This window comes from Crenobacter caeni (genome assembly GCF_010435965.1).
In the GTDB taxonomy this organism is placed as follows: domain Bacteria; phylum Pseudomonadota; class Gammaproteobacteria; order Burkholderiales; family Chromobacteriaceae; genus Craterilacuibacter; species Craterilacuibacter caeni.
In genome coordinates, this window is record NZ_JAAGAA010000001.1 from 326108 (window position 1) to 348691 (window position 22584).

At 59.7% G+C, this 22584-nt stretch carries 33 protein-coding genes; all 33 read left to right on the forward strand.

Annotated elements, in window-relative coordinates; all coding sequences use genetic code 11:
* Positions 1-54 precede the first annotated feature (54 nt).
* The 33 genes from rpoC (at position 55) to rplQ (ending at position 22572) form a co-directional block, all read left to right on the forward strand.
* The gene (gene rpoC, locus GZH52_RS01610) at positions 55-4251 is read left to right on the forward strand and encodes a DNA-directed RNA polymerase subunit beta' (RefSeq protein ID WP_239057967.1); all 4197 of its coding nucleotides are present in this window, start codon (positions 55-57) and stop codon (positions 4249-4251) included.
* A gap of 156 nt (positions 4252-4407) precedes the next feature.
* The gene (gene rpsL / locus GZH52_RS01615) at positions 4408-4779 is read left to right on the forward strand and encodes a 30S ribosomal protein S12 (protein ID WP_101709800.1); all 372 of its coding nucleotides are present in this window, start codon (positions 4408-4410) and stop codon (positions 4777-4779) included.
* Positions 4780-4879: 100 nt separating this feature from the next.
* Positions 4880-5350 carry a 30S ribosomal protein S7 gene (gene rpsG / locus GZH52_RS01620; protein WP_136555887.1) on the forward strand — a complete coding sequence of 157 codons (471 nt, stop codon included), beginning with the start codon at positions 4880-4882 and terminating at the stop codon, positions 5348-5350.
* A 24-nt stretch (positions 5351-5374) separates the two neighbouring features.
* Positions 5375-7471 (forward strand): elongation factor G, encoded by a 2097-nt coding sequence (fusA, locus tag GZH52_RS01625; RefSeq protein WP_163314785.1) that lies wholly within the window; start codon positions 5375-5377, stop codon positions 7469-7471.
* 64 nt (positions 7472-7535) lie between these two features.
* Positions 7536-8726: an elongation factor Tu gene (gene tuf / locus GZH52_RS01630; protein WP_163314782.1), complete on the forward strand. Its 1191-nt coding sequence runs from the start codon at positions 7536-7538 to the stop codon at positions 8724-8726.
* Between the two features lie 18 nt (positions 8727-8744).
* Entirely contained in the window at positions 8745-9056 is a 312-nt protein-coding gene (gene rpsJ / locus GZH52_RS01635) for a 30S ribosomal protein S10 (RefSeq protein ID WP_008955635.1), read from the forward strand.
* 144 nt (positions 9057-9200) lie between these two features.
* On the forward strand, positions 9201-9845 hold the full coding sequence (gene rplC, locus GZH52_RS01640) for a 50S ribosomal protein L3 (RefSeq protein WP_136555595.1): 645 nt from the start codon (positions 9201-9203) through the stop codon (positions 9843-9845).
* A complete protein-coding gene (rplD, locus tag GZH52_RS01645; protein ID WP_163314786.1) occupies positions 9845-10465 on the forward strand; it encodes a 50S ribosomal protein L4 in 621 nt (206 codons plus the stop codon). The genes rplC and rplD overlap by 1 nt, the downstream gene beginning before the upstream one ends.
* A complete protein-coding gene (gene rplW / locus GZH52_RS01650) occupies positions 10456-10764 on the forward strand; it encodes a 50S ribosomal protein L23 (RefSeq protein WP_163314787.1) in 309 nt (102 codons plus the stop codon). The genes rplD and rplW overlap by 10 nt, the downstream gene beginning before the upstream one ends.
* 11 nt (positions 10765-10775) lie before the next feature.
* Complete coding sequence (gene rplB, locus GZH52_RS01655) at positions 10776-11609, forward strand: 50S ribosomal protein L2 (RefSeq protein WP_163314788.1); 834 nt, start codon at positions 10776-10778, stop codon at positions 11607-11609.
* Between the two features lie 7 nt (positions 11610-11616).
* On the forward strand, positions 11617-11895 hold the full coding sequence (rpsS, locus tag GZH52_RS01660) for a 30S ribosomal protein S19 (RefSeq protein ID WP_136555587.1): 279 nt from the start codon (positions 11617-11619) through the stop codon (positions 11893-11895).
* 9 nt (positions 11896-11904) lie between these two features.
* Entirely contained in the window at positions 11905-12234 is a 330-nt protein-coding gene (gene rplV / locus GZH52_RS01665) for a 50S ribosomal protein L22 (RefSeq protein ID WP_136555585.1), read from the forward strand.
* 10 nt (positions 12235-12244) lie between these two features.
* Entirely contained in the window at positions 12245-12949 is a 705-nt protein-coding gene (gene rpsC / locus GZH52_RS01670; RefSeq protein WP_163314789.1) for a 30S ribosomal protein S3, read from the forward strand.
* On the forward strand, positions 12933-13349 hold the full coding sequence (rplP, locus tag GZH52_RS01675; RefSeq protein WP_136555581.1) for a 50S ribosomal protein L16: 417 nt from the start codon (positions 12933-12935) through the stop codon (positions 13347-13349). The genes rpsC and rplP overlap by 17 nt, the downstream gene beginning before the upstream one ends.
* Positions 13349-13537 carry a 50S ribosomal protein L29 gene (gene rpmC, locus GZH52_RS01680; protein ID WP_136555579.1) on the forward strand — a complete coding sequence of 63 codons (189 nt, stop codon included), beginning with the start codon at positions 13349-13351 and terminating at the stop codon, positions 13535-13537. Before rplP ends, rpmC begins: the two co-directional genes overlap by 1 nt.
* Position 13538: 1 nt before the next feature.
* On the forward strand, positions 13539-13802 hold the full coding sequence (gene rpsQ, locus GZH52_RS01685; RefSeq protein WP_163314790.1) for a 30S ribosomal protein S17: 264 nt from the start codon (positions 13539-13541) through the stop codon (positions 13800-13802).
* Between the two features lie 194 nt (positions 13803-13996).
* Positions 13997-14365: a 50S ribosomal protein L14 gene (gene rplN, locus GZH52_RS01690; RefSeq protein WP_136555575.1), complete on the forward strand. Its 369-nt coding sequence runs from the start codon at positions 13997-13999 to the stop codon at positions 14363-14365.
* Between the two features lie 9 nt (positions 14366-14374).
* Positions 14375-14689, forward strand: a complete 315-nt coding sequence (rplX, locus tag GZH52_RS01695) for a 50S ribosomal protein L24 (RefSeq protein WP_136555573.1) — start codon at positions 14375-14377, stop codon at positions 14687-14689.
* A 9-nt stretch (positions 14690-14698) separates the two neighbouring features.
* Positions 14699-15238, forward strand: coding sequence for a 50S ribosomal protein L5 (rplE, locus tag GZH52_RS01700; RefSeq protein WP_136555571.1), 540 nt, complete (start codon positions 14699-14701; stop codon positions 15236-15238).
* Between the two features lie 4 nt (positions 15239-15242).
* Positions 15243-15548 carry a 30S ribosomal protein S14 gene (gene rpsN / locus GZH52_RS01705; protein WP_136555570.1) on the forward strand — a complete coding sequence of 102 codons (306 nt, stop codon included), beginning with the start codon at positions 15243-15245 and terminating at the stop codon, positions 15546-15548.
* A gap of 13 nt (positions 15549-15561) precedes the next feature.
* Positions 15562-15957 (forward strand): 30S ribosomal protein S8, encoded by a 396-nt coding sequence (gene rpsH / locus GZH52_RS01710; RefSeq protein ID WP_163314791.1) that lies wholly within the window; start codon positions 15562-15564, stop codon positions 15955-15957.
* Between the two features lie 12 nt (positions 15958-15969).
* Entirely contained in the window at positions 15970-16503 is a 534-nt protein-coding gene (gene rplF / locus GZH52_RS01715) for a 50S ribosomal protein L6 (protein ID WP_136555566.1), read from the forward strand.
* Positions 16504-16516: 13 nt separating this feature from the next.
* Positions 16517-16870 (forward strand): 50S ribosomal protein L18, encoded by a 354-nt coding sequence (gene rplR, locus GZH52_RS01720; protein WP_136555564.1) that lies wholly within the window; start codon positions 16517-16519, stop codon positions 16868-16870.
* A 13-nt stretch (positions 16871-16883) separates the two neighbouring features.
* A complete protein-coding gene (rpsE, locus tag GZH52_RS01725; protein ID WP_136555562.1) occupies positions 16884-17402 on the forward strand; it encodes a 30S ribosomal protein S5 in 519 nt (172 codons plus the stop codon).
* Entirely contained in the window at positions 17395-17580 is a 186-nt protein-coding gene (rpmD, locus tag GZH52_RS01730) for a 50S ribosomal protein L30 (protein WP_136555560.1), read from the forward strand. The genes rpsE and rpmD overlap by 8 nt, the downstream gene beginning before the upstream one ends.
* Position 17581: 1 nt before the next feature.
* Complete coding sequence (rplO, locus tag GZH52_RS01735) at positions 17582-18016, forward strand: 50S ribosomal protein L15 (protein WP_136555558.1); 435 nt, start codon at positions 17582-17584, stop codon at positions 18014-18016.
* 11 nt (positions 18017-18027) lie between these two features.
* Positions 18028-19347: a preprotein translocase subunit SecY gene (secY, locus tag GZH52_RS01740; RefSeq protein ID WP_136555556.1), complete on the forward strand. Its 1320-nt coding sequence runs from the start codon at positions 18028-18030 to the stop codon at positions 19345-19347.
* A 210-nt stretch (positions 19348-19557) separates the two neighbouring features.
* A complete protein-coding gene (gene rpmJ / locus GZH52_RS01745; protein ID WP_077296114.1) occupies positions 19558-19671 on the forward strand; it encodes a 50S ribosomal protein L36 in 114 nt (37 codons plus the stop codon).
* Between the two features lie 63 nt (positions 19672-19734).
* Positions 19735-20097 (forward strand): 30S ribosomal protein S13, encoded by a 363-nt coding sequence (rpsM, locus tag GZH52_RS01750; RefSeq protein ID WP_163314792.1) that lies wholly within the window; start codon positions 19735-19737, stop codon positions 20095-20097.
* A gap of 18 nt (positions 20098-20115) precedes the next feature.
* A complete protein-coding gene (rpsK, locus tag GZH52_RS01755) occupies positions 20116-20511 on the forward strand; it encodes a 30S ribosomal protein S11 (RefSeq protein WP_124735762.1) in 396 nt (131 codons plus the stop codon).
* An 18-nt stretch (positions 20512-20529) separates the two neighbouring features.
* Positions 20530-21150, forward strand: coding sequence for a 30S ribosomal protein S4 (gene rpsD, locus GZH52_RS01760; RefSeq protein WP_163314793.1), 621 nt, complete (start codon positions 20530-20532; stop codon positions 21148-21150).
* Positions 21151-21171: 21 nt separating this feature from the next.
* Positions 21172-22155, forward strand: coding sequence for a DNA-directed RNA polymerase subunit alpha (locus GZH52_RS01765; protein WP_136555550.1), 984 nt, complete (start codon positions 21172-21174; stop codon positions 22153-22155).
* 24 nt (positions 22156-22179) lie between these two features.
* On the forward strand, positions 22180-22572 hold the full coding sequence (gene rplQ / locus GZH52_RS01770) for a 50S ribosomal protein L17 (protein WP_136555548.1): 393 nt from the start codon (positions 22180-22182) through the stop codon (positions 22570-22572).
* Positions 22573-22584: the final 12 nt, after the last annotated feature.

Genomic DNA, 22584 nt, shown 5'->3' on the forward strand with positions numbered 1-22584 from the left:
TAGGCAAGGCGGCGCGGGCATGGCGCCCGCGCCTGTCGCCTGAATGGAGACGCAATGAAAGCTCTGCTCGACCTCTTTAAGCAAGTCACGCAAGAAGAAGAGTTTGATGCGATTAAGATCGGCATCGCCTCCCCCGACAAGATCCGTTCCTGGTCGTACGGTGAGGTCAAGAAGCCGGAAACCATCAACTATCGCACCTTCAAGCCCGAGCGCGACGGCCTGTTCTGCGCCCGCATCTTCGGGCCGGTGAAGGACTACGAGTGCCTGTGCGGCAAGTACAAGCGCCTCAAGCACCGTGGCGTGATCTGCGAAAAATGCGGCGTCGAAGTGACGCTGTCCAAGGTGCGCCGCGAACGCATGGGTCACATCGACCTGGCGTCGCCGGTTGCCCACATCTGGTTCCTGAAGTCGCTGCCGTCGCGTCTGGGTATGGTGCTCGACATGACGCTGCGCGACATCGAGCGCGTGCTGTACTTCGAGGCGTTCGTCGTGACCGACCCGGGTATGACCCCGCTGCAGTCGCGCCAGCTGCTGACCGAAGAGGACTACCTCGACAAGCAGGACGAGCACGGTGACGAGTTCGTCGCGCTGATGGGCGCCGAAGCTGTCCGCGAACTCTTGAAGAAGCTCGACCTGGTCGGCGAAATCGAGACGCTGCGCCGCGAACTGGAAAGCACCAGCTCGGACACCAAGATCAAGAAGATCGCCAAGCGCCTGAAGGTGCTCGAGGCGTTCCACCGTTCCGGCATGAAGCCGGAGTGGATGATCATGGAAGTGCTGCCGGTGCTGCCGCCGGAACTGCGCCCGCTGGTGCCGCTGGACGGTGGCCGCTTCGCGACCTCCGACCTGAACGACCTGTACCGTCGCGTGATCAACCGGAACAACCGCCTGAAGCGCCTGCTCGAACTGCGTGCGCCGGACATCATCGTGCGCAACGAAAAGCGCATGCTGCAGGAATCGGTTGACTCGCTGCTGGACAACGGCCGTCGCGGTAAGGCGATGACCGGTGCCAACAAGCGCCCGCTGAAGTCGCTGGCCGACATGATCAAGGGTAAGGGCGGCCGCTTCCGCCAGAACTTGCTGGGTAAGCGCGTCGACTACTCCGGCCGTTCGGTGATTACCGTGGGCCCGACCCTGCGCCTGCACCAGTGCGGCCTGCCGAAGAAGATGGCGCTCGAGCTGTTCAAGCCGTTCATCTTCCACAAGCTGGAAGTGATGGGCCTCGCCTCGACCATCAAGGCAGCCAAGAAGCTGGTCGAGCAGGAAGTGCCGGAAGTGTGGGACATCCTCGAGGACGTGATCCGCGAGCACCCTGTGATGCTGAACCGTGCGCCGACCCTGCACCGTCTGGGTATCCAGGCGTTCGAGCCGGTGCTGATCGAAGGCAAGGCGATCCAGCTGCACCCGCTGGTCTGCGCGGCGTTCAACGCCGACTTCGACGGTGACCAGATGGCCGTCCACGTGCCGCTGTCGCTCGAAGCGCAGATGGAAGCCCGCACCCTGATGCTGGCGACCAACAACGTGCTGTCGCCGGCGAACGGCGAGCCGATCATCGTGCCGTCGCAGGATATCGTGTTGGGTCTGTATTACATGACCCGCGACAAGGTGAACGGCAAGGGCGACGGGATGATGTTCTCCGACGTCTCCGAAGTGCAGCGCGCCTACGGCACCAAGCAGGTCGAACTCGGCACCCGTATCACCGTCCGCCTGAAGGAATGGGAGAAGGACGAGCAGGGCGAGTTCCAGCCGGTGATGAAGCGTTATGAGACGACCGTCGGCCGTGCGATCCTGTCCGAAATCCTGCCGAAGGGCCTGGGCTTCGAGCATGTGAACAAGGCGCTGAAGAAGAAGGAAATCTCCAAGCTGATCAACGCGTCGTTCCGCCGTTGCGGCATCCGCGACACGGTGATCTTCGCCGACCAGCTGATGTATACCGGTTTTGCCTACTCGACCCGCGGCGGCATCTCGATCTGCGTGGACGACATGGAGATCCCGGCCAAGAAGTCCGAGCTGCTTGCCGAGGCGAACAAGGAAGTCAAGGAGATCGAGGAGCAGTACCGCCAGGGTCTGGTGACCCAGGGCGAGCGCTACAACAAGGTCGTCGACATCTGGGGCCGTACCGGCGACAAGATCGCCAAGGCGATGATGGACAACCTGTCCAAGCAGAAGGTGCTGGACAAGCACGGCAACGAAGTCGACCAGGAATCGTTCAACTCGATTTACATGATGGCCGACTCCGGTGCGCGGGGTTCCGCGGCGCAGATCAAGCAGCTGGCCGGTATGCGTGGTCTGATGGCCAAGCCGGACGGCTCGATTATCGAGACGCCGATTACCGCGAACTTCCGCGAAGGCCTGACCGTGTTGCAGTACTTCATCTCGACCCACGGTGCCCGTAAGGGTCTGGCGGATACCGCGCTGAAGACCGCGAACTCGGGTTACCTGACCCGTCGTCTGGTCGACGTGACGCAGGATCTGGTTGTGATCGAGGACGACTGCGGCACCAGCAACGGCTTCGTGATGAAGTCGGTGGTGCAGGGCGGTGACGTGATCGAAGCGCTGCGCGACCGTATCCTCGGCCGCGTGACCGCGGTCGACGTGGTCGACCCGAGCAGCGGCGCGACTGTGGTCGAGGCAGGCACCCTGCTCGACGAGGCGATGGTCGACCTGATCGACAGCCACGGCGTCGACGAAGTGAAGGTACGCACCGCGATTACCTGTGACACCCGCTACGGCCTGTGCGCACAGTGCTACGGTCGCGACCTGGCGCGCGGCAAGCGCGTCAACGCGGGCGAAGCGGTTGGCGTGATCGCCGCCCAGTCGATCGGTGAGCCGGGCACCCAGCTGACCATGCGTACCTTCCACATCGGTGGTGCGGCCTCGCGAAATGCGGCTGCCAGCCAGGTTGAAGGTAAGTCCAACGGTACCGTCCGCTTCTCGAGCCAGATGCGTTACGTCGCCAACTCGAAGGGCGAGCTGATCGTGATCACCCGCTCCGGCGAAGTGGTGATCCACGACGACATCGGCCGCGAGCGCGAGCGCCACAAGGTGCCGTACGGTTCGACGCTGGTGGTCAAGGACGGCGACGTCATCAAGGCCGGCACCGTACTGGCGACTTGGGACCCGCACACCCGTCCGATCATCACCGAGTACGCTGGCCGCGTGAAGTTCGAAAACGTGGAAGAGGGCGTGACCGTCGCCAAGCAGGTCGACGAAGTGACCGGCCTCGCCTCGCTGGTCGTGATCGACCCGAAGCGCCGCGGTACCAGCACCTCCAAGATGCTGCGTCCGCTGGTCAAGCTGCTCGACGAGTTCGGTAACGAGGTGAAGCTGGCCGGTTCCGAAACTTCGGTCTCGATCACCTTCCAGGTCGGCGCGATCATCACCGTGCGCGACGGTCAGGAAGTCGGCAAGGGTGAGGTGCTGGCGCGTATTCCGCAGGAAACGACCAAGACCCGCGACATTACCGGTGGTCTGCCGCGTGTGGCCGAGCTGTTCGAAGCGCGTTCGCCGAAGGACGCCGGCATGCTGGCCGAGGTGACCGGTACCGTTTCGTTCGGTAAGGACACCAAGGGCAAGCAGCGCCTGATCATCACCGACGTCGAGGGCAACGGCTTCGAGACGCTGATCCCGAAGGACAAGCACGTGCTGGTCCACGACGGTCAGGTGGTGAACATGGGCGAGACCATCGTCGATGGTCCGGTCGATCCGCACGACATCCTGCGCCTGCAGGGGATCGAGGCGCTGGCGCGCTACATCGTGCAGGAAGTGCAGGAGGTCTACCGTCTGCAGGGTGTGAAGATCAACGACAAGCACATCGAGGTGATCATCCGCCAGATGCTGCGTCGCGTGCTGATCACCGACGCCGGCGATACCGAGTTCATTCCGGGCGAACAGGTCGAGCGCGCCGAGCTCTTGAAGGCGAACGACCAGATGAACAGCGAAGGCCGCATCCCGGCGCAGTACGATAACGTGCTGCTCGGCATCACCAAGGCTTCGCTGTCGACCGACTCGTTCATCTCGGCGGCTTCCTTCCAGGAAACCACTCGCGTGCTGACCGAAGCCGCGATCATGGGCAAGAAGGACGACTTGCGCGGCCTGAAGGAAAACGTGATCGTCGGCCGCCTGATTCCGGCGGGTACCGGCCTCGCGTACCACCGCAGCCGCCGCAACGACGCCTTCACCGGCGAGCTGACGCCGGAGAGCGTGTTCGGCGACATCCCGGCCGATACCGAGGCCGCTGCCGACGAGTAATCGCCGCATAAGCTGACCCGGAAAAAAGCCGTCAATTCAATGGGTAACATTGGGTTGGCGGCTTTTCTTCATTGACGCTGGCCGGCCGCTTCAATATAATCTCGCGTCTTTAGGTGGCTTGCCGCCTATTTTTCACTCAACAGGGAACTGATAGTCATGCCAACTATTAACCAACTGGTCCGCAAGGGGCGCGTCGCCATCACGGCGAAGAGCAAGGTCCCGGCGCTCGAGGCTTGCCCTCAGAAGCGCGGCGTTTGCACCCGCGTTTACACCACCACCCCGAAGAAGCCGAACTCGGCTCTGCGTAAGGTGTGCAAGGTCCGCCTGACCAACGGCTTCGAAGTGATCTCGTACATCGGCGGTGAAGGCCACAACCTGCAGGAACACTCGGTCGTGCTGATCCGCGGCGGTCGTGTGAAGGACTTGCCGGGTGTGCGTTACCACACCGTGCGCGGCTCGCTTGACACCGCAGGCGTCAAGGACCGTAAGCAGTCCCGCTCCAAGTACGGCGCGAAGCGTCCGAAGTAATTCTTCGGCATTTTCAGGCGGCACCCGCCGTCGAGTAAGTGGCCACTTAGCTGGGTGGTCCAGAGCATGTCGCTCAACTGAATAGAATTAAGGAATCAAAATGCCACGCCGCAGAGAAGTCCCCAAGCGCGAAATCCTGCCGGATCCGAAGTTCGGTAGCCAGGATCTGTCCAAGTTCATGAACGTCGTGATGATCGACGGCAAGAAGGCTGTTGCCGAACGCATCATTTACGGCGCACTGGCCCAGATCGAGAAGAAGACCGGCAAGAACGCCATCGAGGTGTTCAACACCGCTATTGCCAACGCCAAGCCGATCGTGGAAGTGAAAAGCCGCCGTGTAGGTGGTGCTAACTACCAAGTCCCTGTTGAGGTTCGCCCGTCCCGTCGGATGGCTCTGGCAATGCGCTGGCTGCGCGACGCTGCGCGCAAGCGTGGCGAGAAGTCCATGGATCTGCGTCTTGCTGGCGAGCTGCTGGATGCAGCCGAAGGCCGTGGCGGCGCCATGAAGAAACGTGATGAAGTGCACCGCATGGCAGAAGCCAACAAGGCCTTCTCGCACTTCCGTTTCTAATCTAACTTTTTTAAGGTTATCGCCGTGGCTAGGAAAACTCCTATTGAGCGCTACCGTAACATCGGTATCTCTGCTCACATCGATGCTGGTAAGACGACTACCACCGAACGCATCCTGTTTTACACCGGTGTAAACCACAAGATCGGTGAAGTGCACGACGGTGCTGCGACCATGGACTGGATGGAGCAGGAGCAGGAGCGTGGTATCACCATTACCTCCGCTGCGACCACCACGTTCTGGAAGGGCATGAGCCTGCAGTTCCCGGAACACCGCTTCAACATCATCGACACTCCGGGGCACGTTGACTTCACCGTCGAGGTGGAGCGCTCCATGCGTGTTCTGGACGGCGCCGTGATGGTGTACTGCGCGGTCGGTGGCGTTCAGCCGCAGTCCGAGACCGTGTGGCGTCAGGCCAACAAGTACAAAGTGCCGCGTCTGGCGTTCGTCAACAAGATGGACCGTCAGGGTGCGAACTTCTTCCGCGCCGTAGACCAGGTGAAGACCCGTCTGCGCGGCAACCCGGTGCCTATCGTGGTGCCGATCGGTGCCGAAGACGGCTTCCAGGGCGTTGTCGACCTGCTGAAGATGAAGGCCATCATTTGGGATGAAGCGTCCCAGGGCATGAAGTTCGAATACGGCGACATCCCGGCTGACGTTCAGGCGACCGCTGAAGAGTGGCGCGAGAAGATGGTCGAGTCCGCCGCTGAAGCCAGCGAAGAACTGATGAACAAGTACCTGGAAGAGGGCGAGCTCTCCGAAGAGGAAATCATCAGCGGCCTGCGCGACCGTACCCTGCGTTGCGAAATCCAGCCGATGCTGTGCGGTACCGCGTTCAAGAACAAGGGTGTGCAGCGCATGCTGGACGCCGTGGTCGAACTGCTGCCGTCGCCGGTTGACGTTCCCCCGATCGCTGGCGAAGAAAACGGCCAGCCGGCCGTGCGTCACGCTTCGGACGACGAGAAGTTCTCCGCGCTGGCGTTCAAGCTGATGAACGACCCGTACGTCGGCCAGCTGACCTTCTTCCGTGTGTACTCGGGCGTTGTGAACTCCGGCGACACCGTGCTGAACTCGGTCAAGGACCGCAAGGAACGCATGGGCCGTATCGTGCAGATGCACGCCAACGACCGTATCGAGATCACCGAAGTCCGCGCCGGCGACATCGCCGCCGGTATCGGCCTGAAGGACGTGACCACCGGTGAAACCCTGTGTGCACCGGACGCACCGATCATCCTGGAACGCATGGAGTTCCCGGAGCCGGTGATCCACGTTGCCGTCGAGCCGAAGACCAAGGCTGACCAGGAAAAGATGGGCGTTGCCCTGAACCGCCTGGCCAAGGAAGACCCGTCCTTCCGCGTGCGTACCGACGAAGAGTCGGGCCAGACCATCATTTCCGGTATGGGCGAACTGCACCTGGAAATTCTGGTTGACCGCATGAAGCGCGAATTCGGCGTTGAAGCCGCAGTGGGCGCACCGCAGGTGGCTTACCGCGAGACCATCACCAAGACCGTTACCGACGTCGACGGCAAGCACGTCAAGCAGTCGGGTGGTAAGGGTCAGTACGGTCACGCCGTCATCACGCTGGAGCCGTCCGGCGAAGGCAAGGGTTACCAGTTCTTCGACGAGATCAAGGGTGGCGTGATTCCACGCGAATTCATCCCGTCGGTGGACAAGGGTATCCAGAACACCCTGAACAACGGCATCCTGGCCGGCTTCCCGGTGGTGGACGTAACTGTCCGCCTGACCTTCGGTTCCTACCACGACGTCGACTCCTCGCAGATCGCGTTCGAACTGGCGGGTTCCATGGCCTTCAAGGAAGCCATGCGCCGCGCCGGTCCGGTGATCCTCGAGCCGATGATGGCTGTCGAAGTGGAAACCCCGGAACAGTACATGGGCGACGTGATGGGCGACCTGAACCGTCGTCGCGGCATCGTGCTGGGCATGGACGACGATGGTCTGGGTGGCAAGAAGATCAAGGCCGAAGTTCCGCTGGCCGAGATGTTCGGTTACTCGACCGACCTGCGTTCCGCTACCCAGGGCCGTGCTACGTACTCGATGGAGTTCAAGCACTACTCCGCCGCGCCGAAGCACGTCGCTGACGCCGTGATGAACGCCAAGAAGTAATTCCGCGCTGTGGCCGGCCTGCGGGCCGGCCTGATTTGATGTTCTTTAATTAAGGATTTTTGCAATGGCAAAAGAAAAGTTCGAGCGGACCAAACCGCACGTAAACGTCGGCACCATCGGTCACGTTGACCACGGTAAGACCACCCTGACCGCAGCGATCACCACCATCCTGTCGAAGAAGTTCGGTGGCGAAGCCAAGGACTACTCGCAAATCGACAGCGCGCCGGAAGAGAAGGCTCGCGGTATTACCATTAACACCGCGCACGTCGAGTACGAAACCGAAACCCGTCACTACGCTCACGTTGACTGCCCAGGTCACGCTGACTACGTGAAGAACATGATTACCGGTGCTGCCCAGATGGACGGCGCGATTCTGGTGTGCTCGGCCGCTGACGGCCCGATGCCGCAGACCCGCGAACACATCCTGCTGGCTCGCCAGGTGGGCGTTCCGTACATCATCGTCTACCTGAACAAGTGCGACATGGTCGACGACGAAGAGCTGCTGGAACTGGTCGAAATGGAAGTGCGCGAGCTGCTGTCTTCCTACGACTTCCCGGGCGACGACCTGCCGCTGGTCAAGGGTTCCGCGCTGAAAGCGCTGGAAGGCGACCAGTCCGACATCGGCGAACCGTCGATCTTCCGTCTGGCTGACGCGCTGGACAGCTACATCCCGACGCCTGAGCGTGCTGTGGACAAGCCGTTCCTGCTGCCGATCGAAGACGTGTTCTCGATCTCCGGCCGCGGTACCGTGGTGACCGGTCGCGTCGAGCGCGGCATCGTCAAAGTCGGCGAAGAAATCGAAATCGTCGGCCTGAAGGCAACCGCCAAGACCACCTGTACCGGCGTGGAAATGTTCCGCAAGCTGCTGGACCAGGGTCAGGCTGGTGACAACGTCGGCGTGCTGCTGCGCGGCACCAAGCGTGAAGAAGTCGAGCGTGGTCAGGTCCTGGCGAAGCCGGGTTCCATCACCCCGCACACCAACTTCACCGGCGAGATCTACGTGCTGAGCAAGAACGAAGGTGGCCGTCACACCCCGTTCTTCGCGAACTACCGCCCGCAGTTCTACTTCCGTACCACGGACGTGACTGGCGCGATCAGCCTGCCGGAAGGCGTTGAAATGGTGATGCCGGGTGACAACGTTTCGATCACCGTCGAACTGATCGCCCCGATCGCGATGGAAGAAGGTCTGCGCTTCGCGATCCGCGAAGGCGGTCGTACCGTCGGCGCCGGCGTTGTTGCCAAGATCATCAAGTAATCGGCTACGGAGACTCTCATGCAAAGCCAGAAAATCCGTATCCGCCTGAAGGCGTTTGACTACAACCTGATCGACCGCTCCGCCCAGGAGATCGTCGAGACCGCCAAGCGCACCGGCGCCGTGGTCAAGGGTCCGGTTCCGCTGCCGACCAAGATCGAGCGTTTCAACATCCTCCGTTCGCCGCACGTGAACAAGACTTCCCGCGACCAGCTGGAAATCCGCACCCACCTGCGCCTGATGGACATCGTCGATCCGACCGACAAGACGGTCGACGCGCTGATGAAACTCGACCTGCCGGCAGGCGTCGACGTCGAAATCAAGCTGCAGTAATCGCGGAAAATACGGCGTAACTGCGCTAAGTGATTGCGCCGTATGATTTTTCTGTGATACATTTGCGGACTCTCGTTTCTGAGAGTCCGCTTTTGTTTTTGTATGCCGGTCAATCGTAATCGGCACCTGCAAAAGGAAATAAACATGACTTTAGGTCTGGTCGGACGCAAAGTCGGCATGACCCGCATTTTCGCCGAGGATGGCGCTTCCATCCCGGTGACCGTGCTGGATATGTCCGCTAACCGCGTCTCGCAAGTAAAATCCGCCGAAGTAGACGGCTACACCGCCGTTCAGGTTACTTTTGGCGATCGTAAGGCAAGCCGCGTAGTCAAGGCTGCTGCCGGTCACTTCGCAAAGGCTGGCGTCGAAGCCGGTCGTGGCGTGCGCGAATTCGCGCTGACCGCTGAGCAGGTCTCCGCGTACAAGCCGGGCGACAAGATCACCGTTGAGATCTTCACCGTTGGTCAACTGGTCGATGTGACCGGTACCTCCAAGGGTAAGGGCTTCTCCGGCGTGATCAAGCGCCACAACTTCTCTTCCAACCGCGCGTCGCACGGTAACTCCCGTTCGCACAACACGCCGGGTTCGATCGGTCAGGCTCAGGATCCGGGCCGCGTTCTGCCGGGTAAGCGCATGGCAGGTCAGTACGGTAACGTCAAGAGCACCGTCCAGTGCCTGGAAGTTGTTCGTATCGACGCTGAGCGTCAGCTGATCATGGTCAAGGGCGCCGTCCCGGGTGCCACGAACGGCGACGTGGTCGTTCGTCCTAGTGTGAAGGCGGGTGCGTGATGGAATTGAAAGTAATCAACACTCAGGGTCAGGCTCTGGAAGCTCTGCAGGCCTCCGAAGCACTGTTCGGCCGCGAGTACAACGAAGCGCTGGTGCATCAGGTTGTTACCGCCTACCTGGCGAACGCCCGTAGCGGCAACCGCGCACAGCTGACGCGTGCTGAAGTCAACCACACCACCAAGAAGCCGTTCAAGCAGAAGGGTACTGGTAACGCGCGTGCCGGTATGACTGCTTCCCCGGTTCGCCGCGGTGGTGGCCGTGCGTTCCCGAACAAGCCGGATGAAAACTTCAGCCAGAAGGTCAACCGCAAGATGTACCGTGCCGGTGTGGCGACCATCCTGTCGCAACTGGTGCGTGACGAGCGTCTGATCGTGGTTGATTCGCTGTCCGTCGAAACGCCGAAGACCAAGGAATTTGCCGGTCTGGTGAAGAGCATGGGTCTGGAACAGGCTCTGTTCATCACCAAGGAACTGGACGAGAACCTGTACCTCTCTTCGCGTAACCTCCCGAACGTGCTGGTGATCGAAGCCCAGCAGGCTGACCCGTACAGCCTGGTCCGCTTCAAGAAGATCGTGATCACCCGCGACGCTATCAAGCAACTTGAGGAGCAGTGGGCATGAATCAAGAACGTCTGATGCAGGTTATTCTTGCTCCGATCGTCTCCGAAAAGAGCACGATGATCGCCGAGAAGACCCAGCAGGTTGCTTTCCGTGTCGCCACTGACGCGACCAAGGGCGAGATCAAGGCCGCCGTTGAACTGCTGTTCAACGTGAAGGTTGCTGGCGTTTCGACCGTTAGCGTGAAGGGCAAGGTCAAGCGTTTCGGCCGTACCATGGGTCGCCGCAAGGACACCAAGAAGGCTTACGTCAGCCTGGTTCCGGGTCAGGAATTCGACCTGACCGCAACGGCCGCGGAGTGAGGAGATAGAGCATGCCTATCGTTAAAGTAAAGCCGACTTCTGCCGGTCGCCGCGCAGTCGTCAAGGTCGTTCACCCCGACCTGCACAAGGGTGGTGCTTACGCTCCGCTGCTCGAGAAGAAGACCTCGACCGCCGGCCGTAACAACAATGGCCACATCACGACCCGTCACATGGGTGGTGGCCACAAGAAGCACTACCGTATCATCGACTTCCGCCGCAACAAGGACGGTATCCCGGCCAAGGTTGAGCGCGTCGAATACGATCCGAACCGCTCCGCGCACATCGCGCTGCTGTGCTACGCCGACGGCGAGCGCCGCTACGTGATCGCCCCGCGTGGCGTGAAGGCCGGTGCCGTGCTGATTTCGGGCGCTGAAGCCCCGATCAAGGCCGGCAACGCCCTGCCGATCCGCAACATCCCGGTCGGTACCACCATTCACTGCATCGAGCTGCAGCCGGGCAAGGGTGCGCAAATCGCCCGTTCCGCTGGCCAGTCCGCCATGCTGCTGGCCCGCGAAGGCATCTACGCCCAGCTGCGTCTGCGCTCCGGCGAGATCCGTAAGGTGCACGTTGACTGCCGCGCCACCATCGGCGAAGTCGGCAACGAAGAGCACAGCCTGCGCAAGATCGGTAAGGCCGGCGCGAACCGCTGGCGTGGTATCCGCCCGACCGTCCGCGGTACGGCGATGAACCCGATCGATCACCCGCATGGTGGTGGTGAAGGCCGTACTGGTGAAGGCCGCGTGCCGGTTAGCCCGTGGGGCCAGCCGACGAAGGGCTTCCGCACCCGTCGCAACAAGCGTACCGACAACATGATCGTACGCCGCCGCTATTCCAATAAAGGGTAATTGAAACATGGCACGTTCGCTTAAAAAAGGCCCGTTTGTTGATCTCCACCTGCTGGACAAGGTGGATGCGGCGCGTGCATCCAATGACAAGCGTCCGATCAAGACTTGGTCGCGCCGCTCGACCGTCCTGCCGGACTTCATTGGTCTCACGATTGCTGTTCACAACGGTCGCACCCACGTTCCGGTCTACATCTCCGAGAACATGGTTGGTCACAAACTGGGTGAATTCTCTCTGACTCGTACCTTCAAAGGCCACGCTGCCGATAAGAAGGCCAAGAAGAGGTAAGGTGAAGCGATGAGAGTATCTGCACATTTGAATAACGCTCGCCTGTCGGCCCAGAAGTGCCGCCTGGTAGCTGATCTGATCCGCGGCAAGTCCGTGGAGGAAGCGCTGAACATTCTGGCTTTCAGCCCGAAAAAAGGCGCCGAACTGCTGAAGAAGGTGCTCAACTCGGCGATTGCCAACGCTGAGCACAACGAAGGCGCGGACATCGACACCCTGAAGGTGGCAACTGTGTTCGTTGACAAGGGTCCGAGCCTGAAGCGCTTCACGGCCCGTGCCAAAGGTCGTGGCAACCGCATTGAAAAGCAGACTTGCCACATCACCGTGACCGTAGGCAATTGAGGGGTTAGCAATGGGTCAGAAGATTCATCCGACGGGTTTCCGTCTTGCCGTGACTAAAAACTGGTCTTCGAAGTGGTTCGCCAGCTCCCAGGATTTTCCGGGCATGCTGAAGAAGGACATCGAAGTCCGTGAGTTCCTGAAGAAGCGTCTCGCACACGCTTCGGTTGGCCGCATCGTCATCGAGCGTCCGGCCAAGTCCGCCCGCATCACCATCCACAGCGCCCGTCCGGGTGTCGTGATTGGCAAGAAGGGCGAAGACATCGAACTGCTGAAGCGCGAGCTGCAGAGCAAGCTTGGCGTGCCGGTTCACGTGAACATCGAAGAAATCCGTCGTCCGGAAACCGACGCGCAGATCATCGCTGACGGCATCGCCGCTCAGCTCGAGAAGCGCGTGATGTTCCGCCGTGCGATGAAGCGTTCCATGCAGAACGCGATGCGCATGGGCGCCCAGGGCATCAAGATCATGAGCTCGGGCCGTCTGAACGGTATCGAAATCGCACGTACCGAATGGTACCGCGAAGGTCGCGTGCCGCTGCACACGCTGCGTGCGGACGTCGACTACGCGACCAGCGAAGCCAAGACGACCTACGGCATCATCGGCATCAAGGTTTGGGTGTACAAGGGCGATCTGAAGCCGGGTCAGGTTCAGGCCGCACCGGTTGCCCCGGAGAAGAAAACGAGAAAGGCAGGGGCACGAAATGCTGCAGCCAACTAGACTCAAGTACCGTAAACAGCACAAGGGCCGCAACACCGGTATCGCCACTCGTGGCAACAAGGTGAGCTTCGGCGATTTCGGCCTGAAGGCTGTCGGTCGTGGCCGTCTGACCGCGCGTCAGATCGAAGCTGCCCGTCGTGCGATGACCCGTCACATCAAGCGTGGCGGCCGCATCTGGATTCGCGTGTTCCCGGACAAGCCGATTACCTCCAAGCCTGCTGAAGTGCGTATGGGTAACGGTAAGGGTTCCCCGGAATTCTACGTGGCTGAAATCCAGCCTGGCAAAATGCTGTACGAAATGGACGGCGTGGCAGAAGAACTGGCCCGCGAAGCATTCCGTCTGGCTGCTGCCAAGCTGCCGATCGCTACGATGTTTGTGACTAGACAGGTGGGTCAGTGATGAAAGCGTCCGAACTGAGAGCTAAAAACGTGGACGAGCTGAAGGCGGAACTGCTGAGCCTTCTGAAGGCACAGTTCGCCCTGCGGATGCAGCATGCCACGCAGCAACTCGCCAAAAACAGTGAACTTAAGAAAGTGCGCCGCGACATCGCTCGTGTCCGTACCGTTCTGAAAGAGAAGGCTGCTTGATATGAGCGAAACCAAAGTGGTACGTACGCTGACCGGTAAGGTGGTCAGCGACAAGATGGACAAGACCGTGACCGTACTGGTCGAGCGCAAGGTCAAGCACCCTGTCTACGGCAAGGTGATCCGTCTTTCCAAGAAGTTCCACGCGCACGACGAGGCTAACGAGTACCGTGAAGGCGACATCGTTGTTATCAGCGAGTCCCGTCCGCTCTCGAAGACCAAGACGTGGGTCGTGACCAGCCTGGTCGAGAAAGCTCGCCAGGTGTAAAGCTTGCAGAGGGGGCGACCCCTCTGTATAATGGCCACTTTCCTGCCCTGTCTGGCAGGATTCTGCCCTTACGGGGTCCAAAACTGGCCGTTTGATACGCCGCATTCGCGGCGTTTCATCTGTAAAGCCGCTCAAACATGCAGCGGTGGATCAGGTGAAAGTGACGGGTTAAGTTGGATAGAAAAGGTAATCAAATGATCCAAATGCAGACCATGCTTGAGGTCGCAGACAACACTGGTGCGCGCCATGTGCAGTGCATCAAGGTGTTGGGCGGCTCCAAGCGTCGCTACGCAAGCGTTGGCGACATCATCAAGGTGAGCATCAAGGATGCTGCTCCGCGCGGTCGTGTCAAGAAAGGCGACGTCTACAACGCAGTTGTGGTTCGTACCGCCAAGGGCGTTCGTCGTCCGGATGGCTCGCTGATCAAGTTCGACGGCAACGCCGCCGTTCTGCTGAACGCCAAACTCGAGCCGATCGGCACCCGCATCTTCGGGCCTGTTACGCGTGAACTGCGTACCGAGCGCTTCATGAAGATCGTGTCGCTGGCACCGGAAGTGCTGTAAGGAGCTAGCATGCGCAAGATTCGCAAAGGTGATGAAGTCGTAGTAATCACTGGTAAGGACAAGGGCAAGCGCGGCACCGTTCTGCGCGCTCTGGAAGGCAAGGTCGTGGTTGAAGGCATCAATGTCGCCAAGAAGCACATGAAGCCGAACCCGGTTCGCGGCATCGCCGGCGGCATCGTCGAAAAGACCATGCCTGTTGACGTTTCCAATGTTGCCATTTTCAACCCGAACACCCAGAAAGCTGACCGCGTTGGCTTCAAGACGCTGGAAGACGGCCGCAAGGTACGCGTCTTCAAGTCGTCCGGTGAAGTGATCGGGGCTTAAGGAGTCAACATGGCACGTCTGTACGATTTCTACAAAGAAACGGTTGTCGCCGAGCTGACCAAGCAGTTCGGTTACAAATCCATCATGGAAGTACCGCGCATCGAAAAGATCACCCTGAACATGGGTGTTGGTGAAGCGGTTGCCGACAAGAAGGTCATGGAATTCGCCGTGGGCGACCTGGAGAAGATTGCCGGTCAGAAGCCCGTGGTGACCACCGCCCGCAAGTCGATCGCCGGCTTCAAGATCCGCGATCACTACCCGGTCGGCTGCAAGGTGACCCTGCGCCGTGAACGCATGTACGAGTTCCTCGACCGCCTGGTGACGATCTCGCTGCCGCGCGTTCGCGACTTCCGTGGTGTTTCCGCCAAGTCCTTCGACGGTCGCGGCAACTACAACATGGGCGTCAAAGAGCAGATCATCTTCCCGGAAATCGAGTACGACAAGATCGATGCTCTGCGTGGTATGAACATCACCATCACCACCACGGCGAAGACTGACGAAGAGGCCCGCGCTCTGCTGGCTGCGTTCAAGTTCCCGTTCAAGGGTTAAGCACATGGCAACACTTGCACTGATTAACCGTGAAGAGAAGCGCGCCAAGCTGGTAGCCAAGTACGCTGCCAAGCGCGAGCAACTCCTCGGCATCATCAACAACGAAAGTCTGTCGGACGAAGAGCGCTTCGCTGCTCGTCTGAAGCTGCAACAGCTGCCGCGCAACGCTAGCCCGGTTCGCCAGCGCCGCCGTTGCGCCATCACCGGTCGTCCGCGTGGCGTATTCCGCAAGTTCGGCCTCGGCCGCAGCAAGCTGCGTGAAATCGCCATGAAGGGTGAAATCCCTGGCGTAACAAAGGCCAGCTGGTAATAGGAGAACACGAATGAGTATGCACGATCCTATTTCCGATATGTTGACCCGCGTGCGCAACGCCCAGCGCGCTTCGAAGACCTCGGTTTCCATGCCGTCGTCGAAGCTGAAGGTTGCGATCGCCCAGGTTCTCAAGGAAGAAGGCTACATCGAAGACTTCGCCGTCGCCGGTGAAGAGAAGAAGCCGTCGCTGGACATCCAGCTCAAGTACTACGCCGGTCGTCCGGTCATCGAGCGCATCGAGCGCGTTTCCCGTCCTGGCCTGCGTGTCTACAAGGGTTCCGGCGAGATCCAGAAGGTGATGAACGGCCTGGGTGTAACCATCCTGTCGACCTCCAAAGGTGTGATGACCGACCGCAAGGCACGTGCTGCCGGCATCGGTGGTGAACTCCTTTGCATCGTGGCGTAATGGGAGGATTACATGTCTCGCGTAGCTAAAAATCCCGTTGCGATTCCGGCAGGCGTTGAAGTCAAATTCACCGCCGAAGAAATCGTCGTCAAAGGCCCGATCGGCACGCTGAGCACTGCACTGTGCGCAGACGTCGACGTCAAGCTCGACAATAACGAGCTGACCTTCGCAGCCAAGAGCGACAGCAAATTCGCGCGTTCCATGTCCGGTACGCTGCGTGCGCTGCTGAACAACATGGTGACCGGTGTTTCCAAGGGCTTCGAGCGCAAGCTCCAGCTCGTCGGCGTGGGCTATCGTGCCCAGGCCCAGGGTGATGCCGTGAACCTTTCTCTCGGTTTCTCCCACCCGGTCGTCCACAAGATGCCGGCAGGCGTCAAGGTCGAGACTCCGTCTCAGACCGAGATCCTGATCAAGGGTGCAGACAAGCAGCAAGTTGGCCAGGTCGCGGCTGAAATCCGCGCCTACCGTTCGCCGGAGCCCTACAAGGGCAAGGGCGTGCGTTACGCCGACGAGGTTGTGGTTCTGAAAGAAACCAAGAAGAAGTAATTGAGGCACTGACATGGATAAGAAACAAGCTCGACTCCGCCGCGCACGCAAAACCCGTGCCCGGATCGCGGAGCTCAAGATGGTGCGTCTGTCGGTACACCGTACCAACTGCCACATTTACGCTCAGATCATCGACGCGACCGGCAGTAAAGTGCTTGCCAGTGCTTCCTCCCTGGAAGCAGAAGTGCGCGCCGACATCGCCAACGGTGGCAACACCGCTGCTGCAGCGATCGTGGGCAAGCGCATCGCCGAAAAGGCCAAGGCTGCCGGCGTCCAGCAGGTCGCCTTTGACCGCTCGGGTTTCAACTACCACGGCCGCATCAAGGCCCTGGCAGATGCAGCCCGTGAAAACGGCCTGCAATTCTAATTCGGAGTGAAGAATGGCTAAGCACGAGATTGAAGATCGTGGCGACGGTCTGATCGAGAAGATGATCGGCGTCAACCGCGTCACCAAGGTGGTGAAGGGCGGTCGCATTATGGCTTTCTCCGCTCTCACCGTTGTCGGTGATGGCGATGGTGGCATCGGCATGGGCAAGGGCAAGTCGAAGGAAGTGCCCGTTGCCGTGCAGAAAGCCATGGAGCAAGCACGTCGCAACATGGTGAAGATCCCGCTGAAGAACGGTACCCTGCACCACGCAGTGGAGGGCCGTCACGGTGCGACCACCGTGTTCATGCAGCCGGCCAAGGACGGCGCAGGTATCAAGGCTGGTGGTCCGATGCGCGCGATTTTCGACGCCATGGGCGTTCGCAACGTATCCGCCAAGATCCATGGTTCGACCAACCCGTACAACGTGGTTCGCGCCACCCTGGACGGCCTGATGAAGATCTACACCCCGGCTCAGATCGCTGCCAAGCGTGGCCTGACCGTGGAAGACATTCTGGGGGCAAACCATGAGTGATCGTAAAACCGTCAAAGTGACCCTGGTGAAAAGCCTGATCGGTCGCCTTGAATCGCACAAGGCTTGCGCTCGCGGTCTGGGTCTGAAGAAGATCCGCCAGACCGTCGAAGTGCTGGATACGCCTGAGAACCGTGGCATGATCAACAAGATCAGCTACCTGCTGAAATGCGAGGGCTAACATGGAACTCAATACCATTCAAGCCGGCGTAGGCGCCAAGCACGCCAAGCGTCGCGTGGGTCGTGGCATCGGTTCCGGCCTGGGCAAGACCGCCGGTCGCGGTCACAAGGGTCAGAAGAGCCGTGCCGGTGGTTTCCACAAGGTTGGCTTCGAAGGCGGTCAGATGCCTCTGCAGCGTCGTCTGCCGAAGCGCGGCTTCAAGTCGCTGTCGGCCGGCAAGACCTGTGAAGTCCGTCTGTCCGACCTGGCTGCTCTGCCGGTTGACGAGATCGATCTGCTCGCACTGAAGCAGGCTGGTCTCGCGACTATCCAGGCTCTGTCTGCCAAGGTGATCCTGTCCGGCAAGATCGAACGCGCCATCAAGCTGCGTGGCGTTGCTGCCACTGCCGGTGCACGTGCCGCGATCGAAGCTGCTGGTGGCTCCATCGTTGAATAAGGCGTAAGTACGTGGCGAATACTTCTCTAGCGGCAAACACCAATAAGTTTGGTGATCTCAAGCGCAGGATCTGGTTTCTGGTCGGTGCGCTGATCGTTTACCGTATTGGTGCGCATATTCCGGTTCCCGGGATCAACCCTGCCGAACTAGCGAAGTTGTTCCAGTCGTCACAAACGGGTCTGCTGGACATGTTCAACATGTTCTCCGGTGGTGCCCTGTCGAGATTTACGGTATTTGCCATCGGCATCATGCCGTACATCTCGGCCTCCATTATTCTGCAGCTGGCTGGGGAAGTGATTCCCCAGCTCAAGCAGCTGAAGAAGGAAGGTGACGCGGGACGTCGCAAGATAACCCAGTACACGCGTTACGCCACCGTTCTGCTCGCGACTTTCCAAAGTTTCGGCATTGCGGTGATGCTTTATAAACAGCCCAACCTGGTGGTTGTCGGCCAATGGGAGTTCTACCTCTCGACGGTCGTAACCCTAGTGACTGGCACCATGTTCCTGATGTGGCTCGGCGAGCAGATCACCGAGCGGGGTATCGGCAACGGTATTTCGCTGATCATCTGCGCCGGTATCGCGTCCGGTGTGCCGTCGGCGATCGGCAAGACCCTGACCCTCGCGGGCCAGGGCTCGCTGCCAGTGCTGCTGACTATCCTGTTGTTTGTCGGCGTGATTGCCGTGACCTACCTCGTCGTGTTCGTCGAACGCGGCCAGCGCAAGGTCCTGGTCAACTACGCGAAGCGCCAGGTCGGCAACCGCGTGATGCAGGGTCAGAGCACGCACCTGCCGCTGAAACTGAACATGGCCGGCGTAATTCCGCCGATCTTTGCGTCCAGCATCATCCTCTTCCCGGCAACGGCCCTCGGCTGGTTCGGGAGTGGTGAAGGCGTGGGCTGGCTGAAGTCCATTGCAGACAAACTGCATCCGGGCCAGCCGCTCTACGTCCTGCTCTACGCAGCAGCCATCGTCTTCTTCTGCTACTTCTACACCGCCCTTGTGTTCAACCCCAAGGAAACGGCAGACAACCTGAAGAAGAGTGGGGCTTTTATCCCCGGCATCCGTCCTGGTGAACAGACTTCCCGTTACATCGAGAAGATCATCATGCGGCTGACCCTGATCGGGGCCGTCTACATCACTCTGGTGTGTCTGCTGCCCGAGTTCCTGATCTTGAAGTGGAACGTTCCGTTCTATTTCGGCGGAACCTCGCTGCTGATCATCGTGGTGGTGACGATGGACCTGATGACCCAGGTGCAGTCGTATGTACTGTCCCACCAGTACGAGAGCCTGTTGAAGAAGGCAAACTTCAAGGGCGGCGGCCTCAGCCGCTGAGTCCGGGGTTAGCTGGGTTATCTGGCTAGGCAAACGATCCAGATTCGCCGGGCCGCCTGCGGGCGGTTCCGGTGCTCTTCTGTCCCGCAAGGTGGGGTGGTCGGGCGTCTGGCTGGTGGTAACGGACACCACCCGGTGTCGATGGCTCTTCGGGAGCCGGTTGACCGGCCCACGGCCGGTTCGACCTTTTGTGTTCGATAAGGAACTGATATGCGAGTACAACCCTCGGTAAAGAAAATTTGCCGTAACTGCAAGATCATCCGCCGCAACCGTATCGTGCGCGTGATCTGCACCGACCCCCGTCACAAGCAGAAGCAAGGCTAACATTTGTTAGGCCTTCATTTGCGTGATACAATCGCAAACTTTTCAAGGTCTTAAGGATAGACTATGGCCCGTATTGCAGGGGTAAACATCCCCAATCATGCGCATGCCGTCATTGGCCTGCAGGCAATCTACGGCATCGGTCAGACGCGCGCGAAGCTGATTTGTGCAGCTGCTGGCGTGAATCCTTCCTCCAAGGTTAAGGATCTGACCGACGCAGAGATGGAAACGCTTCGTGAAGAAGTGGCCAAGTTCACCGTTGAAGGTGACCTGCGCCGTGAAATCACCATGAGCATCAAGCGTCTGATGGACATGGGCTGCTACCGCGGCTTCCGCCATCGCCGTGGCCTGCCGTGCCGCGGTCAGCGTACTCGCACCAATGCTCGTACTCGTAAGGGTCCGCGCAAGCCGATCGCTGGCAAGAAGTAATTTTAAGGATCTCTGATAATGGCTAAAGCAAACACAGCAGGTCGTGTACGCAAAAAAGTGCGCAAGAGCGTAAGCGAGGGCATCGTCCACGTTCACGCTTCCTTTAACAACACCATCATCACCATCACCGATCGTCAAGGGAATGCTTTGTCTTGGGCTACCTCCGGCGGTGCTGGTTTCAAAGGGTCGCGCAAGAGTACACCGTTTGCAGCACAGGTTGCTGCAGAACATGCTGGTAAAGTTGCCCAAGAATACGGTGTCAAGAATCTGGAAGTTCGCATCAAGGGCCCTGGCCCGGGTCGCGAATCTGCAGTTCGTGCTCTCAACTCGCTTGGCTTCAAGATTACCAGCATCTCCGACGTGACGCCGGTGCCGCACAACGGTTGCCGTCCGCCCAAGAAACGTCGTATCTAATTCGGAGATTTTGAGAAGATGGCACGTTATATCGGCCCCAAATGTAAACTCGCGCGCCGCGAAGGCACCGATCTCTTCCTGAAGAGCGCGCGTCGTGCGCTGGACTCCAAGTGCAAACTCGACACGCCGCCGGGCCAGCATGGCGCCCGCAAGCCGCGTCTGTCGGACTATGGTTCCCAGCTGCGCGAAAAGCAGAAAATCCGCCGCATCTACGGCGTGCTGGAGCGTCAGTTCCGCAACTACTTCGCTGAAGCTGCCCGCCTGAAGGGCTCGACCGGCGAGAACCTGCTGCAACTCCTCGAGTCCCGTCTGGACAACGTGGTGTACCGCGTAGGTTTCGGTTCGACCCGTGCAGAAGCGCGTCAGCTGGTTAGCCACAAGGCGGTTACCGTCAATGGCAAGACCGTGAACATCCCGTCCTACCAGGTGAAAGCCGGTGACGTGATCGCTATCCGCGAAAAGAGCAAGAAGCAGGTTCGTATCCAGGAAGCGCTGGCACTGGCCGAGCAAATTGGTCTGCCGTCCTGGGTTTCCGTTGACGCGAAGAAGATGGAAAGCGTCTTCAAGTCCGTTCCGGAGCGTTCCGAGCTGTCGAGCGACATCAACGAACAGCTGGTTGTGGAATTCTATTCCAAGTAATCGCTAGCCAGAGGAATGTCTATGCAAAACAGCGCTTCGGAATTTCTTAAACCCCGTCTGATCGACGTGCAGCCGGTGAGCGCCACGCACGCCCATGTCTCCATGGAGCCGTTCGAGCGTGGTTACGCGCATACCCTGGGTAATGCGCTGCGCCGCATCCTGCTGTCCTCGATGCCGGGCTTTGCTCCGACCGAAGTGACCATCGCTGGCGTTTTGCATGAGTATTCCGCACTTGACGGTGTTCGGGAGGATGTTGTCGACATTCTCCTGAACCTCAAGGGCGTGGTGCTTAAGCTGCATGGTCGTGACAGCGTCGTACTGACCCTCAAGAAAGAGGGTGAGGGCGCAGTCCTGGCCAGCGATATCGATCTTCCGCACGATGTGGAAGTGGTCAACCCCGACCATGTCATCTGCCACCTGTCGGCAGGCGGCAAGGTCGAGATGGAGATCAAGGTCGAAACGGGCCGCGGTTACCAGCCGGTATCCGCCCGTGTCAACAGCGAAGATAACCGTGCGATCGGTACCATCCAGCTCGACGCGTCGTTCTCGCCGATCAACCGTGTAAGCTTTGCTGTCGAAAGCGCACGCGTTGAGCAGCGTACCGACCTCGACCGTCTGGTTCTGGATATCGAGACCAACGGCGTGATCGAGCCTGAAGAGGCTGTTCGTGCCGCCGCGCGTATCCTGATTGACCAGCTGTCCATTTTTGCCGATCTCCAGGGCACGACGGTCGAAGTCATCGAAGAGAAGCAGCCGCCGATCGATCCGATCCTGCTGCGCCCGGTCGACGATCTCGAACTGACGGTTCGCTCCGCGAACTGCCTGAAGGCCGAGAACATTTATTACATCGGCGATCTTATCCAGCGCACCGAAACCGAGCTTCTGAAGACTCCGAACCTCGGCCGCAAGTCGCTGAATGAGATCAAGGAAGTTCTCGCCTCCAAGGGTCTGACGCTCGGCATGAAGCTTGAGAACTGGCCGCCGGCAGGTCTGGAAAAACCGTAAGCTACGGGATAAAAGGACAAAAGAATGCGTCATCGTTATAGCAATCGTAAACTGAACCGCACGACCAGCCATCGTCTGGCGATGCTCCGCAACATGGCGAACTCGCTGCTGCGTCACGAAGTGATCGTGACCACGCTGCCGAAAGCCAAGGAGCTGCGTCGTGTAGCCGAGCCGCTGATCACTCTCGGCAAGAAGCCGTCGCTGGCCAACCGTCGTCTGGCCTTCGATCGCACCCGTGACCGCGAAATCGTGGTCAAACTGTTCGACGTGCTGGGTCAGCGTTACGCTACCCGCAACGGCGGTTATGTTCGCATCCTGAAGTACGGTTTCCGCAAGGGCGACAACGCCCCGATGGCTCTGGTTGAGCTGCTGGACCGTCCGGAAGGCGAAGCCGTCGTCGTTGACGAAGCCGAGTAATCGGAGGGCGCA